The sequence below is a fragment of the Corynebacterium genitalium ATCC 33030 genome (assembly GCF_000143825.1).
Taxonomy (GTDB): domain Bacteria; phylum Actinomycetota; class Actinomycetes; order Mycobacteriales; family Mycobacteriaceae; genus Corynebacterium; species Corynebacterium genitalium.
On the sequence record NZ_CM000961.1, the window covers coordinates 1,334,546 to 1,353,027 of the forward strand.

15 protein-coding genes are annotated in these 18,482 nt (G+C 62.6%); all 15 read left to right on the top strand.

The features are described from left to right. The first annotated feature begins 9 nt into the window (after window positions 1–9). The 15 genes from HMPREF0291_RS06285 (at window position 10) to ileS (ending at window position 18,454) form a co-directional block, all read left to right on the top strand. Window positions 10–1,506, top strand: a complete 1,497-nt coding sequence (locus tag HMPREF0291_RS06285; protein WP_005289555.1) for a UDP-N-acetylmuramoyl-L-alanyl-D-glutamate--2,6-diaminopimelate ligase — start codon at window positions 10–12, stop codon at window positions 1,504–1,506. After that, entirely contained in the window at window positions 1,503–3,020 is a 1,518-nt protein-coding gene (locus tag HMPREF0291_RS06290; protein ID WP_005289557.1) for a UDP-N-acetylmuramoyl-tripeptide--D-alanyl-D-alanine ligase, read from the top strand. The genes HMPREF0291_RS06285 and HMPREF0291_RS06290 overlap by 4 nt, the downstream gene beginning before the upstream one ends. Beyond that, entirely contained in the window at window positions 3,020–4,129 is a 1,110-nt protein-coding gene (mraY, locus tag HMPREF0291_RS06295; RefSeq protein WP_005289559.1) for a phospho-N-acetylmuramoyl-pentapeptide-transferase, read from the top strand. The genes HMPREF0291_RS06290 and mraY overlap by 1 nt, the downstream gene beginning before the upstream one ends. After that, window positions 4,126–5,556 (top strand): UDP-N-acetylmuramoyl-L-alanine--D-glutamate ligase, encoded by a 1,431-nt coding sequence (murD, locus tag HMPREF0291_RS06300; protein ID WP_005289560.1) that lies wholly within the window; start codon window positions 4,126–4,128, stop codon window positions 5,554–5,556. The genes mraY and murD overlap by 4 nt, the downstream gene beginning before the upstream one ends. A 27-nt stretch (window positions 5,557–5,583) precedes the next feature. Beyond that, window positions 5,584–7,047 carry an FtsW/RodA/SpoVE family cell cycle protein gene (locus HMPREF0291_RS06305; protein ID WP_156774816.1) on the top strand — a complete coding sequence of 488 codons (1,464 nt, stop codon included), beginning with the start codon at window positions 5,584–5,586 and terminating at the stop codon, window positions 7,045–7,047. Window positions 7,048–7,068: 21 nt separating this feature from the next. Then, window positions 7,069–8,157 (top strand): UDP-N-acetylglucosamine--N-acetylmuramyl-(pentapeptide) pyrophosphoryl-undecaprenol N-acetylglucosamine transferase, encoded by a 1,089-nt coding sequence (locus HMPREF0291_RS06310; protein WP_005289565.1) that lies wholly within the window; start codon window positions 7,069–7,071, stop codon window positions 8,155–8,157. After that, window positions 8,154–9,551 (top strand): UDP-N-acetylmuramate--L-alanine ligase, encoded by a 1,398-nt coding sequence (gene murC / locus HMPREF0291_RS06315; RefSeq protein ID WP_005289567.1) that lies wholly within the window; start codon window positions 8,154–8,156, stop codon window positions 9,549–9,551. The genes HMPREF0291_RS06310 and murC overlap by 4 nt, the downstream gene beginning before the upstream one ends. A gap of 5 nt (window positions 9,552–9,556) precedes the next feature. Continuing rightward, complete coding sequence (locus HMPREF0291_RS06320; protein WP_232210288.1) at window positions 9,557–10,210, top strand: cell division protein FtsQ/DivIB; 654 nt, start codon at window positions 9,557–9,559, stop codon at window positions 10,208–10,210. A gap of 148 nt (window positions 10,211–10,358) precedes the next feature. Continuing rightward, window positions 10,359–11,648 carry a cell division protein FtsZ gene (ftsZ, locus tag HMPREF0291_RS06325; RefSeq protein ID WP_005289571.1) on the top strand — a complete coding sequence of 430 codons (1,290 nt, stop codon included), beginning with the start codon at window positions 10,359–10,361 and terminating at the stop codon, window positions 11,646–11,648. A 33-nt stretch (window positions 11,649–11,681) separates the two neighbouring features. Continuing rightward, window positions 11,682–12,347, top strand: a complete 666-nt coding sequence (pgeF, locus tag HMPREF0291_RS06330) for a peptidoglycan editing factor PgeF (RefSeq protein ID WP_005289572.1) — start codon at window positions 11,682–11,684, stop codon at window positions 12,345–12,347. Further along, entirely contained in the window at window positions 12,347–13,051 is a 705-nt protein-coding gene (locus HMPREF0291_RS06335; protein ID WP_050748802.1) for a YggS family pyridoxal phosphate-dependent enzyme, read from the top strand. The genes pgeF and HMPREF0291_RS06335 overlap by 1 nt, the downstream gene beginning before the upstream one ends. A 53-nt stretch (window positions 13,052–13,104) precedes the next feature. Further along, window positions 13,105–13,539 (top strand): cell division protein SepF, encoded by a 435-nt coding sequence (locus HMPREF0291_RS06340; RefSeq protein WP_005289575.1) that lies wholly within the window; start codon window positions 13,105–13,107, stop codon window positions 13,537–13,539. 17 nt (window positions 13,540–13,556) lie between these two features. Continuing rightward, window positions 13,557–13,844 carry a YggT family protein gene (locus HMPREF0291_RS06345; RefSeq protein ID WP_005289578.1) on the top strand — a complete coding sequence of 96 codons (288 nt, stop codon included), beginning with the start codon at window positions 13,557–13,559 and terminating at the stop codon, window positions 13,842–13,844. A gap of 117 nt (window positions 13,845–13,961) precedes the next feature. Then, the gene (gene wag31 / locus HMPREF0291_RS06350; RefSeq protein WP_005289580.1) at window positions 13,962–14,819 is read left to right on the top strand and encodes a DivIVA-like cell division protein Wag31; all 858 of its coding nucleotides are present in this window, start codon (window positions 13,962–13,964) and stop codon (window positions 14,817–14,819) included. A gap of 461 nt (window positions 14,820–15,280) precedes the next feature. Then, a complete protein-coding gene (gene ileS / locus HMPREF0291_RS06355) occupies window positions 15,281–18,454 on the top strand; it encodes an isoleucine--tRNA ligase (RefSeq protein WP_005289582.1) in 3,174 nt (1,057 codons plus the stop codon). The last annotated feature ends 28 nt before the right edge of the window (window positions 18,455–18,482 follow it).

Sequence of the window (18,482 nt, forward strand, 5' to 3'; positions counted from 1 at the left end):
TGCATAACCATGGCTAAGGTTTCGCTGGAGAATCTGGCGGAGATCGCAGGCGCGCGCGTGGAGAACGCGCCGGAGAGTTCGCTATCCGTCAGCGCAATCAGCCTTGATTCGAATGCCGTGAAAAGCGGTGCGATGTTCGCTGCGCTTCCGGGCACCCGAGTGCACGGCGCCACCTTCGCGCACGCGTCGGACGCCTCTGCGGTGCTGACCGATGATGCCGGGTGGGACATCCTGCGTGAGACGGGATTTGAGCGCCCAGTACTCGTCGTTGAGCGTGTGCGCGACATCCTCGGTGATGTCGCTGCCGAAATCTACGGACACCCGACTGAGCACCTGACGGTGATCGGAGTGACGGGAACGTCGGGAAAAACGACCACGACGTACTTGCTCGAATCCGGGTTGACCGCCGCCGGTTGCGCCGTCGGGTTGATCGGCACGACGGGCACCCGCATCAAAGGTGAGGATGTGCCCACATCGTTGACCACTCCTGAAGCTCCGAAACTTCAAGAGCTGTTCGCGGACATGGTCTCCCGCGGCGTGACGCACGTGGTCATGGAGGTTTCCTCTCACGCGCTCGTGCTGGGCCGCGTCGATGGCACGAAGTTTGCGGCGGCCGGGTTTACCAACCTCTCCCAGGACCACCTGGACTTCCACCCCACGATGGAGGACTACTTCGAGGCCAAGGCCATCCTCTTCGACCGGGCAGAGAAAGCCGTCGTGTGCATTGACGACGAATGGGGCCAGAAGATGACGCAGCGCGCCCACTCACCTGTCACCGTGGGGGTGCATAACACCAGCGCCGATTGCACGGCGCGGCTGGATAGTGTGACTGAGTCCGGTGCGCAGGACATCACTGTGCGCATCGGCGGGCAGGACATTTCCACGCGCATCCCTCTGCCGGGGGCGTTCAACATCGCTAACACTGCGCTGGCGACAGCTCTCGCCGATTCGGTGGGCATCGATCCGAAGGTCTTCCTGCAGGGGCTGGACGCGGCCCGAGTCCCGGGGCGCATGGAACGCGTGAGCGTTGGGCAGCCGTTCGTTGCTGTTGTCGACTACGCCCACAAGCCCGCTGCTGTCGCAGCTGCGCTGGACAGCTTGCGCGAGCAGGTTGACGGTCGGATCGGTGTCGTTGTCGGTGCCGGTGGTGACCGCGACCATTCGAAGCGCCCGCTCATGGGTGCAGAGGCAGCAACACGGGCAGACCTGGTGATCATCACCGACGACAACCCCCGCACCGAGGACCCGGCAGCAATCCGTGCGGCTGTAAAGCAGGGTGCTGAAAGCGTCATCGACGGTGCCGCGACGGACATTCGCGAGGTCGCCTCCCGTGCACAGGCAATCGCGGACCTGGTTGCATGGGCAGAACCCGGAGATGCCATTATCGTCGTGGGTAAAGGGCACGAAGTCGGGCAGATCATTGGGGAGACCACGCACCACTTCGATGATCGTGAAGAAGTCGCGTTCGCCCTGGCGCGTCGAGAGGGCAAGGAGGTCAAGGAATGATCGAGATAACACTCGCCGACATTGCCCGCGTTACAGGTGGGCAGTTGAGCCCGGGCGCAGATCCAGAGGCCACCGTCACTGGTTATGTTGAGTTCGATTCGCGGAAGATCACCGAAGGCGGGTTGTTCGTCGCACTTCCCGGTGCGAACGTGGACGGCCACGACTTCGCGCAGTCCGCGATCGACCGCGGTGCTGTGGGAGCCCTGGTTGCCCGCGACGTAGGGGTGCCCGCTGTCATTCTTCCGCCCGTCGAGCAGATCGAGGGTGATAATTCGGACTTGGCCGCTAATGATCCGGATGGTTCCGCCCGCGCAGTTGTCGCGGGGATGGCGAAGTTGGCGGCGCATGTGGCGACGACGCTCGTCGATAAGCATCAGCTGCGCATCACGGGCATCACTGGTTCTGCTGGAAAGACCTCCACTAAAGACCTCATTGCCAGCGTGCTTGCGGATGCCGGCGAAACGGTTGCACCGCCCGGTTCTTTTAACAATGAGATCGGTTTGCCCTACACCGTTTTGCGCTGTACGGAGGACACGGACTTCCTTGTCGCGGAGATGTCCGCTCGCGGGATCGGGCACATCGCGCAACTCACTCACGTCGCGCCGCCGCAGATCGGCGTGGTACTCAATGTCGGTAGCGCCCACCTCGGCGAATTCGGCTCCCGCGAAAACATCGCGCAGGCGAAGGGCGAGCTCGTCGAAGCGCTTCCAGCCGACGGCATCGCGATCCTCAATGCCGACGACGAGCTAGTTGCCGGCATGGCGTCTCGCACGAAAGCGCGCGTCGTGTGCTTTTCCACTGACCCGCGCTCCAACGCGGAGTATGTCGCCGAGGGCATCACGCTTGACGACGTCGCACGTGCCTCCTTCACCATGCATTCGCCCAACAGCGAACCCCAGCAGGTGAGATTGAAAGTGTTCGGGGCCCACCAAGTCTCCAATGCCCTGGCCACAGCAGCGGTGGGGATGGAAGCCGGCATGGATGCCGCCACCGTTGCCCGCGCTTTGTCTAACGCACATAGTTTGTCCGTTAACCGCATGGACGTGAATACCCGCGCCGACGGCGTGACCGTGATCAACGATGCGTACAACGCTAACCCGGACTCCATGCGCGCTGGCATCGCCGCCCTGGGGTACACTGCTGCGGGCCGCCCCGGCGTCCGCTCCATCGCGGTGCTGGGGGAGATGGGTGAGCTCGGCGAGGACTCGGTGGAAGCACACACCGCGTTGGGCAATGAGCTCGCCCGCTATCGTGTGACGCACCTCGTTGTCGTCGGCGAGAGCGCTGAAACGGCCGCCCTGCTCAGCCGCGCTGCGGAGCGGGGAATTGAAAGTGTCAGCGCCCTCGACATCGAGGACGCAACGGAACGGGTCAGTGAGATCCTGCGCACGGTACCGCTCGGCGAGGAGAACTGGCGCGACCGTCCCGACCGCGACGTTGTGTTGGTGAAAGCCTCCAACGCTGCCGGTCTGTGGAGGGTAGCGGAACGACTGTTAGACGGAGGAAAGCAATAGTGACGCAGATCATCATGTCGGGGGTCATTAGCTTCCTCGTAGCCATCTTCACCACCCCGCTGCTCATCCGCTACTTCACCAACCACGGCCAGGGCCAGGAAATCCGTGAGGACGGTCCGAAGTCGCACATCCGCAAACGCGGCACACCCACGATGGGTGGCATCGCCATTTTGCTGGGCATTGTCGCGGCCTATGTAATTGTGGGCATCTGGGGTTCTGTCACCGGCAAGGGCGGTTTCACGGCCTCGGGTTTGCTCGTCCTTGGCCTGACTATGGGCCTGGGCCTCCTCGGTTTCGCCGATGACGGCATGAAGCTCTTTTTCAACCGCAACCTTGGGCTGAACAAGAAGGCCAAGCTTGCCGGCCAGCTCGCCATTGCCCTGATCTTCGGGTACTTGCTGCTCCAGTTTGAAAATGACAGTGGACTGACTCCGGGCTCGACGCACCTGAGCTTCATCCGCGACATTGAGACCTTCGACATTGCGATCGGTGGAGCGGTCGTGGGCACGATCCTTTTCCTCGTGTTCATCTACTTCCTCATCGCGGCATGGTCTAACGCTGTCAACCTCACTGATGGTCTCGACGGTTTGGCGGCGGGTTCTACAGCGCTGGTCATGTTCGGCTACATGGTGATCACGTTCTGGCAGTTCCGGAACTCGTGCTCCGTGACTCCAGGACCGGGGTGCTACGACGTCCGCGATCCGCTCGACCTTGCCATCTTGTGTGCCGCAGGAATGGGCGCGTGCGCCGGTTTCCTGTGGTGGAACGCCGCCCCGGCGAAGATTTTCATGGGTGACACCGGTTCGCTCGCACTCGGTGGACTCGTGGCTGGCGTGTCCATCAGTAGCCACACCGAGGTGCTCATGGTGATCATCGGCGCTCTCTTCGTCATGGAAGCCACTTCCGTGGTCATCCAGGTTGCTGCCTTCAAGACCACCGGTAAGCGTGTGTTCCGCATGGCCCCGTTCCACCACCACTTTGAAAATGGTGGCTGGGCTGAGACAACGGTGGTCATCCGCTTCTGGCTGATCTGCGGTATCGCCGTGGTCATCGGTCTGGCGGTCTTTTACGCCGAGTGGCTCACGGCAACCGGAGTGACCTTGGCATGAGCGTAAACATGCAGGCCGGCGACCCTTTCACCCCCATGCTCTCTGGCGGAGTACTCGTGGCTGGGGCTGGTGTCTCGGGGCTCGGCACTGCGAAGCTGCTCCGCGCTGCGGGAGTGGACTTCGCTGTCGCCGACGATGATGCGACTAAGCGTGCCGCTGTGCAGGAAAAAACAGGCTGCGCCACCATGGACACGGCGGAAGCTGCGCAGCGCGCGACCGAGTTTCCCCTTGTGGTGACATCCCCGGGATGGCGCCCGGATTCGCCGCTCCTCGTCGCCGCCAGCGATGTCAATTGCACCGTCATTGGTGATGTGGAGCTGTGCTACTTACTCGATCAGCACCGTTTCTTCGGCCCGTCACGTGATTGGCTCGTGGTCACTGGAACGAATGGCAAGACCACCACGACAGGCATGCTCGCCGCGATCATGGAAGAGGCGTCTTCCTATTCAGGTAAACGCGCGGCCGCGTGCGGCAACATCGGCATCGCCGTCGCCGACGCACTCATGCAGACACCACGCATCGACGTGCTTGTCGCCGAGCTATCGAGCTTCCAGCTCCACTGGTCCCACGAACTCACCCCAGACGCCGGAGTGCTACTCAACCTGGCTGACGACCACATCGATTGGCACGGCAGCTTCGACGCGTACGCTGAGGCAAAAGCGAAAGTCTTCAGCGCCTCCACCGCGGTCGCCGGTGTCGACGATGAGCAGGTTGTCCGTTTCGCAGCACAGACCGGCCGCAGTGACATCATCGGGTTCACGCTGAACGCGCCGGACGACAACCAGGTCGGCGTCATTGACGGAAACATCGTGTCCCGCATCGGGGATACGCCGACGCGCATTTCGCTTATCGACGGCATCGAGCCCGCCGGCGAAGCCGGCATCCTCGACGCACTTGCCGCCACGGCCGTCGCTGTCACCCGTGGGGCAAGCCCGGAGCAGATTGACCGGGCACTGCACTCATATCAGGTCTCCGGCCACAGGGGAGCAGTGGTTCACCGGGCAGGCGGTGTCGCCTGGATCGACAACTCTAAGGCGACAAACCCTCACGCGGCTGATTCCGCCCTCAACGGCACGGCCGGCAAGATCGTATGGATCGCCGGCGGTCAACTCAAGGGCGCGGATGTCGATCAGCTCGTGCGCGACCACGCCCACCAATTCAGAGCGGTCGCTCTGTTGGGGGTGGATAGGGATGTGATTGCTGGGGCCGTCGATAAAAATGCGCCTGATGTGAATGTGTTCGTGACGGACTCGAGCGACCCTGTTACCGCCATGAATGATGTCGTCCGTTTTGCCTCTGAGCAGGCAAAAGAAGGCGACAGTGTCATCCTCGCTCCCGCCGCGGCGAGCCTGGATATGTACTCCGGCATGGCTCAACGCGGAAATCTTTTCGCGGACGCTGCGCGCGCCCTCGCCGAAAACGGCTAGCCGTAAGGCAATGTGAAAATTGTGACGATGACGAGGCCTGCCGCGAACAAGCGGCCACCGCAGCAAAAGAAGCCGAGCCAGTACTCCTCCGGCATGGCTCGTCGCTTGGCGCGCCTGAACGAATGGATGGATGCCCGGCCGTTGCTGGACTACACCATGACGCGCACCATCGTGCTCGTTCTTGCGGGACTGGGCGTGATCATGGTGACCAGCTCGTCGATGACGTGGTCCGTTCTCGATGACTCCTCTGTGTGGGCGCAGCCTCTCAAGCAGGGCATCGTCGTGGCGCTTGGTTTGCTCGCGTTCTGGATCGCGCTGCAGATTTCGCCTGAGCGCTTCCGTAGTTGCGCCTCGCTGCTCATGGTGGGCTCGGTACTGCTGCTGGTTGCGGTGCTTGTTCCCGGCATCGGAACCGGCCGTGAGGAAGTGGGCTCACAGTCGTGGATCTACATTGGCGGATTCCAACTTCAGCCGTCGGAAATCGCCCGCGTAGCTATCTGTGTGTGGGGCGCCTCGATTCTGGCGAACAAGAATCCGCGGAGGATGTTCGAACTCACCAACGGGTACGTTCCGTTCATTTGCGTCGCTGCGCTGTGTATGTTCCTCATCGGCGCCCAGGGCGACCTAGGCATGATGGTGTCGTTTGCGATTGTTGTCGCCTTCATCCTTGTCTTCGCAGGTGTCCCGTGGAAGATCATCAGCGTCGCAGCCGGTTTCGGCGCGGTATTGCTCGTCGCGGTCATGGCAGCCGGCGGTTACCGTTCGCAGCGTTTCCATGTCTACTTCGACGCGCTCTTCGGCCACTTCGAGGACACGCGCGGCACGGCGTTCCAGTCCTACCAAGGCTTCCTGTCGCTTGCCGACGGCTCCCTTTTCGGTGTGGGCCTGGGCCAGTCCCGCGCGAAGTGGTTCTACCTGCCGGAAGCGAAAAACGACTTCATCTTCGCTGTCATTGGTGAAGAACTCGGCTTGTGGGGCGGGGCACTGGTGATCACCCTGTTCACAATGCTGCTCTACTTCGGTCTGCGCACGGCCCGCCGTGCCCAGAACCAGTACCAAGCTCTCCTGGCAGCGGCGATTACCACCGGGATCGTCTCCCAGGCCTTCATCAACATCGGCTACGTTGTCGGCCTGCTGCCGGTGACTGGTATTCAGCTGCCGATGATCTCCGCCGGAGGCACCTCCGCCGTGATCACCCTGGGCGCGATGGGCTTGGTCGCCTCGGTCGCCCGCCATGAACCGGACGCAGTATCGGCGATGCAGAACTACGGCCGCCCGATGTTCGACCGGGTCTTCTTCCTCCGCGAACCACGCGTCGTTGGAAACGCCGCCGGAACCCCGAACCAGCGCAACATCCGCCGCCAGGACCGCCGCGAACGTGACTACGGAACCCCGGTTACCGCACGTCCGGCACCGCAGCGCCGACCAGCCCCACAGCGCCGCCCGGCCGCGCGTTACGATGGCCGGGAAGAAGTTCGTCGCGCTAGTTAACAAGGCGGTGCACTGCACAATATGAACGATAATGATGCCCCGGTGAATATCGTTGTGGCCGGTGGTGGAACTGCCGGCCACATTGAGCCGGCTCTTGCTGTCGCGGAGGTGCTGCGCGACAATCACGGCGCTGTAGTCTCGGCGCTTGGTACGGAAAAGGGCCTGGAGACGTCTATTGTCCCTGCCCGTGATTTTCCCCTCCGCTTGGTGGACCCTGTTCCGATTCCGCGCAAGCAGCCCCTCAAGCTGCTCGGTGTGCCGGGCAAGCTGTTGAAATCGGTCAACCAGACCCGTGCAGTCCTGAAGGAGACTCAGGCTCACGCCGTTTTGGGCACAGGTGGCTACGTTGCCGCTTCGGCTTACCTGGCCGCGAAAAGCCTGGGCATTCCGTTCTTCGTCCTGGAGACCAACGCTCTGACAGGCATGGCGAACAAGCTGGGCACTCGTCTCGGCGGCACGGGCATTAACGCCGTGCCGAACTCAGGCATGCCAGGTGATGTCCTGGGCATTCCCGTGCGTCCTGGTGTCGGCCAAGATCCGGATGGTGTGAAAGCCGAGCGCGGATACAAGATGTGGAACCTGGATCCAGCCCGCGAGACCATCCTGGTCACCGGAGGCTCGCAAGGTGCCCAGAGCATCAACCAGGCTCTCGCTGGCGCGGTGGGCAGGCTGACAGCGTCCGGCTACCAAGTCCTTCATGCGTATGGCAGGAAGAACGACGCGCCGCAGCCGCACGAGCACTACACGGCCGTCCCGTACATCGACGACATGGAAGCAGCGTACGCAGTCGCAGACGTGGTCATTTGCCGCTCTGGTGCGATGACTGTCGCCGAGAACTCCGCAGCCGGAGTACCGGCGATATATATCCCCCTGCCACACGGAAATGGTGAGCAGGGATTGAACTCTGCCCACCTCGTCGAGGCAGGTGCAGCAAAGCGTATCGACGACGCTGATCTGACCGCCGACGCGCTTGTCGGCGCCGTCGTGGAGATTCTCGGCGATGCCGGGGCGAAAGAACAGATGCGCGCCATTCTTCAGGGGTCCGGCGCCGGTAATGCCGCCGAAGAAATTGCCCGTCGGATTGTCGCAGCTGCAGGAAGGAAGTCATGAGCATTGATCTCTCCCGCGTCCACTTGATCGGTATCGGTGGATCCGGCATGTCGGGCGTAGCCCGCATTCTGCTCGACCGTGGCAGCGTGGTCACGGGGTCCGACGTGAAGGATTGCCGCCCGGTGCGGGCACTGCAAGCCCAAGGCGCTCACATTGCCGTCGGTCACGCGGCCGAGAACCTCGAGTTGGCCGGTGAATTGCCCACGGTCGTGGTGACCAGTTTCGCGGCCATCCCGCAGGACAACCCGGAACTTGTCGGTGCTGCCGAACACGGTATTCCTGTCATCCGCCGCTCCGACCTGCTGGGTGAGCTGATGGAGGGCTACACCCAAATGCTCTTCGCCGGCACCCACGGTAAGACTTCGACGACGTCGATGGCTGTCGTGGCGCTCCAAGCCGCAGGGGAGGACCCCTCTTTCGCCATCGGCGGCCAGCTCAACCGCGCGGGCACCAACGCCCACCACGGCAGCGGCGCTGTCTTCGTGGCGGAAGCGGACGAGTCCGACGGGTCGCTGCTGCGCTACCGGCCCGACATCGCTGTGATCACGAACATTGAGCCGGACCACCTCGACTACTTCGGCGATGCCGAGACCTACTACAAGGTTTTCGACGATTTCGCTGACCGCATCACCGACACCGGCACCTTGATCGTGTGCCTTGATGATGAGTCCGCCGCCGAATGCGGCGTGCGCGCCCTGGAGCGGGGTGTGACTGTCGTCGGTTACGGCACCATGACTCACCCCTCGATCCCGAACGCAGCGCATGTCGTGGACTGGCGCACGGAGAACGACCTCAGCGTGGTCAAGGTCAACCTCAACGGCACGGAGATGACGTACCACCTGTCCATCCCCGGAAAGCACATGGTGCTCAACTCTGTCGCAGCTCTGGTAGCTGGCGTGACGGCCGGTGCGGATCCGTTCGCGCTCGCCGAGGGGTTGAGCGGTTTCACCGGTGTGCGCCGCCGGTTCGAGCTGCGCGGTGAGTTGTCGGACGGCACGCGTGTCTACGACGACTATGCCCACCACCCGACGGAGGTCGATGCAGTTCTCAAAGCTGCGAAGGGGACCGGTGCGCGCGTTGTTGTGTGTTTCCAGCCGCACCTGTACTCACGCACGCAGGAATTCGCCGGCGAGTTCGCGGACGCGTTGTCGCTTGCCGACGCCGCTGTTGTCCTCGACATCTTCGGCGCCCGCGAAACTCCGGTGGAGGGGCTCGACTCGCGCATCATTACGGACCACATGTCCATCACAGATGTCGTGTACGAGCCGAACTTCTCTGCGGCGCCGGCAGCCGTCGCAAAGCTTGTGCGCCCTGGTGACCTGGTATTGACGATGGGCGCGGGGTCGGTGACGATGCTCGCCGACCCGATTCTGGACGCACTCGCGGGAGCATGAGAGCAATGCCTGTGAAGAGAATCGCCGGCGCCATTGCGGCCCTCCTTGTCCTCGTCGCCGTAGCGTGGGCGATCATCTACTTCACCCCTGTGATGACTGTGAAGAACGTGGTGGCCGATGGCAACCAGCACGTCTCAGACGAAGACATCGCCTCCGCGACCGGGGTGGAGCCAGGAATCCCGCTCGCGCAGGTGAATACACGGGAGGCAGCGTCCGGGGTCGCTTCCTTGCCGTGGGTGAAGTCGGCGACGGCCTCACGTAGTTGGCCCAGCACGCTCAAGATCAAGGTCGAGGAAAACGTCGCAGTCGCGTTCATGAAGGGCTCGCAGGGTGCCACGCTTATCGACGCTGAAGGCCGCGAATTCGCCGTCGACACTCCGCCCGACAACGCTGTAGAGCTCACAGGCGGTATGAACGACGAGAACGTCCGGAAGGATGCCGTCGATATTGTCGCTAGCTTGAGTGAGAAGGCTAAAGGTGCCGTGGACTCGATTGAGGCGCGGTCGAAGTACGACTTCGTGCTGCATCTCAAAGACAAAACTGTGGTGTGGGGCGCGTCTGAGGACAACGAGAACAAGTCTTTAGCTCTGGACACAGTTCTGCAGCGCGAGGGTGGCGAATTCAACGTGAGCAACCCGCAGCAAATCACCTCTAAATAGCATAACTCCAGGTCACAAACCCTAAAGTAGAGGTTGAGGGTACCGACACGCCGGAAAAATTCGCCGATTTTCGCGGTAGGTTGGTCATGATGGAAAGCGTCTTGTGAAACCCGATTCCCCGTTACCCCTGAAAGGCGAGACCACACCAATGACCTCTCCCAGCAACTACCTCGCCATGATCCGCGTCGTCGGAGTCGGCGGCGGCGGTGTCAACGCAGTTAACCGCATGATCGAAGAGGGCCTCAAGGGTGTTGAGTTCGTTGCCATCAACACCGACTCCCAGGCACTTCTGTTCACCGACGCTGACACCAAGCTCGACATCGGCCGCGAGGCCACCCGAGGCCTGGGTGCCGGCGCCAACCCCGAGGTCGGCCGCACCTCCGCAGAGGACCACAAGCAGGAGATCGAAGAGTCCCTGAAGGGCTCTGACATGGTGTTCGTCACCGCAGGTGAGGGCGGCGGTACCGGTACTGGTGCCGCTCCGGTCGTCGCCGGCATCGCCAAGAAAATGGGCGCGCTGACCATCGGTGTTGTCACCCGCCCGTTCTCCTTCGAGGGCAAGCGCCGCACCCGCCAGGCCCTGGAGGGCATCGAGGCGCTCAAGGAAGTCTGCGACACCGTGATCGTCATCCCGAATGACCGTCTGCTGCAGCTTGGTGACGCTGAGCTGTCCATGATGGAAGCGTTCCGCGCCGCTGACGAGGTGCTCTACAACGGTGTCCAAGGGATCACCAACCTGATCACCATCCCGGGCATGATCAATGTCGACTTCGCCGACGTTCGCTCCGTCATGGCTGATGCCGGCTCCGCCCTGATGGGTGTCGGCTCCGCACGCGGAGAGAACCGTGTCATGGCCGCCACCGAGCAGGCCATCAACTCCCCGCTGCTGGAAACGACGATGGAGGGCGCGAAGGGCGTTCTCATCTCCGTCGCCGGTGGTTCCGACCTGGGACTGATGGAGGTCAACAACGCCGCATCGATCGTCGAGGAGAAGGCTGACGACGACGCCAACATCATCTTCGGCACGATCATCGATGACAACCTGGGCGACGAGGTGCGCGTGACCATCATCGCCACTGGCTTCGACGAGAAGGCCAACGCCCGCCCGGACCGCACCGGTGCCCCGGAGCAGGTGGTCGTCGAGGCCGAACCGGCGCAGGAGACCCCGACCCCGGCGCCGTCCTCGAGCTCCCTGTTCGAACCGCGTGAAGAGACCCGCGACTACGACAGCGAGCCCGCCCAGCCCGTTCAGCCGGCCCAGCCCGCGCAGCCGGCAGAGCCCCAGTACGAAGCCCCCGCTCCGCGCCACCGCTACGACGATGACCGCGGCGGGCTGTTCACCGACTCCCGTACCAGCCGCAGCCGCGAAGAGTACCGCCCGCGCCGCCGGGAGGAGCGTCTGGACGACGACCTCGACGTGCCGGACTTCCTCCGCTAAGTCGAGCGAAAAACAGGAGTACTCTGGGGTGTCATGATTGACACCACTTCCCGCCCCGTCCGCATGGTCTTCACAGGCCGCGCGGCCGGGGATTTGTCTTTGGAGGACACCCGCCGCACCCTGGGGGAGAAGCTCGGCATCGAGCGTCAGGTGTGGATGGAGCAGCTCCACACCAATACCGTCACCGTGGTGGACGGCGCCACGGCTTCCCCGGTTGAAGCGACTGACGCGATTGTCACCACGACCCCGAAACTGGCGCTGTGCGTGAAAGTCGCCGACTGCGTGCCTGTCTTGCTCGCCGACCATGCCTCTGGCGTGATCGCCGCCGCGCACGCGGGCCGCATGGGTGCGCGCAACGGGATCGTCCGCAACACAGTGGAGACAATGGTCGAACTCGGCGCGACCCCGGCGAATATCCAGGCTCTTCTCGGACCGGCTGCGGCAGGGGAATCCTACGAGGTTCCGCAGGATATGGCTGATGACGTCGAAAAGCACTTGCCTGGCTCGCGCACCCGCACAAAGCAGGGCACACCGGGCATTGACGTGCGCGCAGGCCTGGTGCGCCAGTTGCTTGGCCTCGGCGTGACACACATTGACGCTGATCCGCGCGACACCATCACCGACCCCGACTTCTTTTCCTACCGCCGCGAAGGGCAAACCGGCCGCCAAGCCGGCATCATCTGGCTGACGGGAGCATGATGACACGCAAAGACGAACTAGCCGCCAATCTGGAAGGACTCCGTAAGGATGTCCGCGCCGCTGAACGCTCGGCCGGGCGCGAAGACGGCAGCGTAGCCATTCTCCCGGTGACGAAGTTCCACCCCGCATCTGATGTGGCGCTGCTTGCGGAACTCGGCATCGCCACCGTCGGTGAGAACCGGGAACAGGAAGCGAAGCAGAAGGCGGCGGAGCTGCCCAACATGCGGTTCGCCATGATCGGTCAAATTCAGACGAAGAAGGCGAACTCGGTCGCGCGGTGGGCCAGCGAAGTCCACTCACTCGACTCCGTCAAACTCGCCCGCGCGCTGGATAGCGGTGTGGCGCTTGCGCTCGAGCGCGGCGACAGGACGAGCGATCAGCTGCCCTGCCTCATTCAGCTCTCCTTCGACGAAGATGAAAACAGGGGAGGGGTGCGCGAATCCGACCTCGCGGAACTCGTCGCGGAAGCCGAGCAATTAGAGCATGTGCTTGTCGACGGCTTCATGGTCGTGCCTCCCATCGATGCAGACCCTGCGCGGGTTTTTGAGGCGTCGAGAAGCATCGCGGATGACTACGCTGGGCGCTTGGGTCGCCCAATGTTGCTATCTGCCGGGATGTCACATGATTTTGAGCAGGCAATTACCTGTGGATCCGACATCGTGCGTGTCGGAACACGGCTGCTGGGACAGCGGCCCGTAGGCTGACGGACAACGCATCAACAATCCTCAAAACCGCCCGCGAACAGGAGACTTAAGCCATGTCTTTCTCGAACAGCCTGAAGGAATTCTTCGGCCTCGGCCAGTACGATCCGGCCGTCGACCCGTACTACGATGACCCGGCTTACGAGGAAGCTGGCTCCACGTCCTACAGCGCCCGCGGCTACGTAGAGCGCGACTACGAACAGCGCGACTACACCGCAGCCATCATCAGCGTCCGCCCGCGCAACTACAACGACGCCAAGGAGATCGGCGAGCCGTTCCGTGACGGCGACGCAGTGGTGATGGACCTCTCCGCCGTGGACAAGCCGACCGCGATGCGGCTGATCGACTTTGCCGCAGGCCTGTGCTTCGCTGCCCGCGGCAAGATGCACAAGCTCTCCCGCACTGGTGATGAGCACCTGGTTTTCGCTATCGTTCCGGAGAACGCCCGCACCACCGTAGGCGAGCTGGAGCGCGCAGCACACCTGCGTTAGGGTTTAGTGCCGTGACTATGATCGGCGCCATTCTCTATGCACTTGTGGGTTTGTACACCCTCATGGTGATCGTCCGGCTCATCATCGAGATGATCCAGTCTTTCGCTAAACACTTCGATCCTCCGTCGTGGTTCATGGTCGCTGCGGAGGTCTTTTTTGTCACCACAGACCCGCCGATCCGCTTCCTGCGCCGTTATATTCCGCCACTTCCGCTCGGTGGGGTGGCCTTGGATGTCAGCGTAATTGTGCTGTTCATAGGCCTAATGATCCTTTCTGCGTTGATCGTCACCATCTTCGGGATTTAATCAATCATTGCGCGTTAATACTTACCCTCTGGTAAAGATTGAGGGTACAAGTAACGTGGGTTATTATTTACCTCGGTAAACCAAAACCCCCGGACCATTAACTCGAAGGGAACGCAAATGCCGCTGACACCAGCAGACGTGCACAATGTCGCTTTCAGCAAGCCGCCGATTGGGAAGCGTGGATACAACGAGGACGAGGTCGACCAGTTCCTGGACCTCGTCGAGGACACACTCGCCCAGCTGCAGGATGAGAACGACGATCTGCGCGCTCGTCTCGAGGAGGGCGGCTCCGCCCCGGCTCAGGGTGCCCCGCAGGCAGATGAAGGCGCGATCCGCCGCCGGATCGAGCAGGAGCTGCGCCAAGAGTACGAAGGCCGTCTCCGCGAGGCTCAGCAGGCTCGCGAGCGCGCAGAGAACGAGGCACGCACCGCCCGCGAAGGTGCTGCCGCATCTGCGTCCACCAAGATCGACCCGTCGGCACAGGCCACCGAAGAAGCCAACGTGCAGGCAGCACGCGTTCTGGGCTTGGCTCAGGAAACCGCCGAGCGCGTTACCCGCGAGGCCGAGGAAGAATCCCGCCGCCTGCTCGAGGAAGCACGCACCAGCGCTAGCCAGCAGGTCGGCGAGGCTGAGAGCCGTGCTGCAGCAACCACCCAGGCTGCCGAGCAGCGCGCCAACCAGCTTGTCAGCGACGCAGAGCGTCGCGCCGAGGAAACCACCAACGAAGCAAACTCCCGTGCCGAGGCTCAGATCCGCCAGGCAGAGGAGAAGGCAGCCCAGCTGCAGGCAGATGCCGAGCGCAAGCACACCGAGATCATGAACACGGTGAAGCAACAGCAGTCCGCACTGGAGGCTCGCATCGCCGAGCTGCGCACCTTCGAGCGCGAGTACCGTACCCGCCTCAAGACCCTGCTCGAGTCCCAGCTCGAGGAGCTGGAGACGCGCGGTTCTTCCGCACCGTCCGGCGAAAACTAAAGCCCTGCACTAGGGCTCCATCCCCGCGCACCATTCGGTGGCGCGGGGTTTCGTCGCGCGCACGGCTGGCTTCGGCTTGGCGCGGGTCTGAGCGGTCCGTGCGGAAAAGTTGATATCCCGGTTTCTGTGACCTGGGTTTATTGCGTTCCCGGTCAGCCAATATGTCAACTTTTCCGCACAGCCCCCCAGCGGCACCACTAAATAGGCCCACACAATTGCGCACATCTTCTTGTGGGTGGCTACAATGAGCGCCAGAAAGAGACACGCAATGATCCGGCCATCACCGGGGAGCGTTCCGGAAGAACGGCCGCGGCTACTAAAGCTCACAGCTCACTAGACCCGGACTTCACCACAAACGAAGCGGGAGCCCGTACTTGGGTTCCAAGCGGGGTGGTACCGCGCAGTGATTCAGTGATCTGCGTCCCCGCACGGCAGCAACAGTGTGAGTGAAGGATCGGATTATGAGCAGCAACACCGCCGGCCGTGCGTACCCCAAGGTGGATATGACTGGGGGATCCAACAAGTTCCCCGACATGGAGCGCATCGTTCTGGACTATTGGCAGAAGGACTCCACCTTCCAAGCCAGCCTGGAGAACAGGGAAAACTGCGAGGAGTACGTCTTCAACGACGGGCCCCCGTTCGCCAACGGTCTACCGCACTACGGCCACTTGCTCACCGGGTACGTCAAGGACATCGTTCCGCGTTTCCGCACGATGACCGGCTACCACGTGCCGCGCGTCTTCGGCTGGGATTGCCACGGTTTGCCCGCTGAGCTCGAGGCGGAGAAGCAGCTGGGCATCACCGATAAGGCTCAGATCGAAGATATGGGCTTGGCCAAGTTCAACGAGTACTGCGGCCAGTCCGTCATGCACTATGCGGGCGAGTGGGAGGACTACGTCACCCGCCAGGCACGCTGGGTGGACTTCGAGAATGGCTACAAGACGATGGACATCGAGTACATGGAGTCCGTCATGTGGGCGTTCAAGGAGCTCTATGACAAAGGCCTGATCTACCAGGGCTTCCGTGTCCTGCCGTACTCCTGGGCTGAGCACACGCCGCTGTCGAACCAGGAGACGCGTCTCGACGATTCTTACAAGGAGCGCCAGGATCCCACCGTCACTGTCACGCTGCCCATCGCCGGTGCACGCGCGGGCTTCAAGGCGGAGCAGACGCTTGCTGAGCACCCAGAGCTTATCGACGCGAACGCGCTCGCCTGGACCACCACCCCCTGGACCCTGCCCTCGAACCTCGCGTTGGCTGTCGGCCCGGAAATCGAATACGCACTGTGTGTCGCACACGGCGACACACAGAAAGAAAAGTACCTCATCGCGACCTCGCTCATCGGCTCGTATGCAAAGGAACTGGGGGAGGACTCGGAGGTCCTCGCGACGTTCAAGGGCGCGGAGCTCGAGGGGCTGGAGTACACGCCGGTCTTCGACTACTTCGCCGATCAGCCGAACGCGTTCATGATCCTCGTTGCGGACTACGTCTCCACCGAGGACGGCACGGGCATCGTCCACCAGGCCCCGGCATTCGGTGAGGACGATATGATCACCTGCGAGAAGTACGGCATCGGCCTGGTCATCCCCGTTGACGCCGATGGCAAGTTCACCAGCCAGGTGCCCGAGTACGAGGGCCAGCTCGTTTTCGGCGCCAACCGTGACATCATCCGCGATCTGAAGGCTCGCGGCCGCGTCTTTCAGGACAAGGTGATCGTCCACTCCTACCCGCACTCCTGGCGCTCCGGTGAGCCTCTGATCTACATGGCGCTGCCTGCGTGGTTTGTGAAGGTCACCGACATCCGTGACCGCATGGTGGAGCTGAACCAGACCATCGAATGGATCCCGGAGCACGTCCGCGACGGCCAGTTCGGTAAATGGCTGGAAGGCGCACGCGACTGGAACATCTCCCGTACCCGTTACTGGGGCTCCCCGGTGCCCGCCTGGGTCTCGGACAACCCGGACTACCCGCGTGTGGACGTTTATGGCTCACTCGACGAGTTGGAGGCGGACTTCGGCATGCGCCCCGAGTCGCTGCACCGCCCGTACATCGACGAACTGACCCGCCCGAACCCGGACGACCCGACAGGCCAGTCCACGATGCGTCGTGTACCGGATGTACTCGACTGCTGGTTCGAATCCGGCTCCATGCCGTTTGCGCAGTACCACTACCCGTTCGAGAACGTTGAAGAGTTCGACACCCGCCAGCCGGCCGACTTCATCGTCGAATACTCCGGCCAGAGCCGCGGCTGGTTTTACGTCCAGCACGTGCTGTCTACCGCACTGTTTGATCAAGTCGCGTTCAAACAGGTCGTTGCGCACGGCATCGTGTTGGGCGACGACGGACAGAAAATGTCCAAGTCGAAAGGCAATTACCCGAACATCTACGAGGTCTTCGACCGCGACGGCTCTGACGCCATGCGCTGGTTCCTCATGTCCTCGCCGATTCTGCGCGGCGGCAACCTCATTGTCACCGAGCAAGGGATCCGTGACGGCGTGCGCCAGGCAATCCTGCCGATCTGGAACGCCTACACCTTCCTCCAGCTCTACTCTGATCGGGAGGCGCAGTGGGACACCAGCTCGGATAACGTGCTGGACCGCTACATCCTGGCCAAGCTCCACGACATGGTGGGCAACGTGCGCGCAGCGCTTGACGCAACGGACATCTCTGGCGCGTGCGATGAGGTCCGCGTCTTCGCCGACACCTTGACCAATTGGTACGTCCGTCGCTCCCGCGACCGTTTCTGGGCGGGCCAGGACGAGCACCCGGAGGCATTCAACACGCTCTACACGGTGCTGGAGGTCCTGTGCCGGGCAGCTGCCCCACTTTTGCCGTACATCACGGAGGTCATGTGGCGCGGTCTCACGGGCGAGCGTTCGGTCCACCTCACCGACTACCCGGACGCGGACCAGTTCCCGGCCGATGCCGAGCTCGTTGCTGCAATGGACGCGACGCGCTCGGTGTGCTCGGCGGCGTCGTCGCTACGCAAGGCGAAGAAGCTGCGCAACCGCCTGCCGCTGCCTGCGCTGAAGGTGGCGCTACCGGAGGCGAAGTCCTTGGAGCCGTTCACTGATGTGATCCGCGACGAAGTCAACGTGAAGAACGTCGAGCTGACCACGGACGTCGACTCTGCAGGCTCGTTCGAAGTCGTCGTGAACGCCAAGGTGGCGGGCCCGACCTTGGGCAAGGATGTGCAACGCGCGATCAAGAACGTCAAGGCCGGCAATTACGTTCACGACGGCGCAAACGTCGTTGTCGACGGCGATATCGTGCTCACTCCAGAGCTCTACACCGAGCGTCTTGTTGCTGCGGACCCGGATTCGACCGCACGCATCGAGGGCAAGGACGGGCTCGTGGTGCTGGATGACACGGTCACGGAAGAGCTCGAGGCCGAAGGCTGGGCTGCTGACGTGATCCGTGGCCTGCAGGATGCCCGCAAGAAGGAGGGACTGGACGTTTCCGACCGGATCACCGTCACGCTCTACGTTCCGGCCGATAAGGAGCAGTGGGCGAACCAGCACGCCGATCACATTGCGGCAGAGACCTTGGCCACGCAGTTGTCTGTCGCTACCGACGGTGCCGGTGCCCACGAGGTGCTCGACGGCGTCACAGCATCGGTGGCTAAGAACGGCTAAGTGACCGCGGCGAGCCATGAGCGGGCTG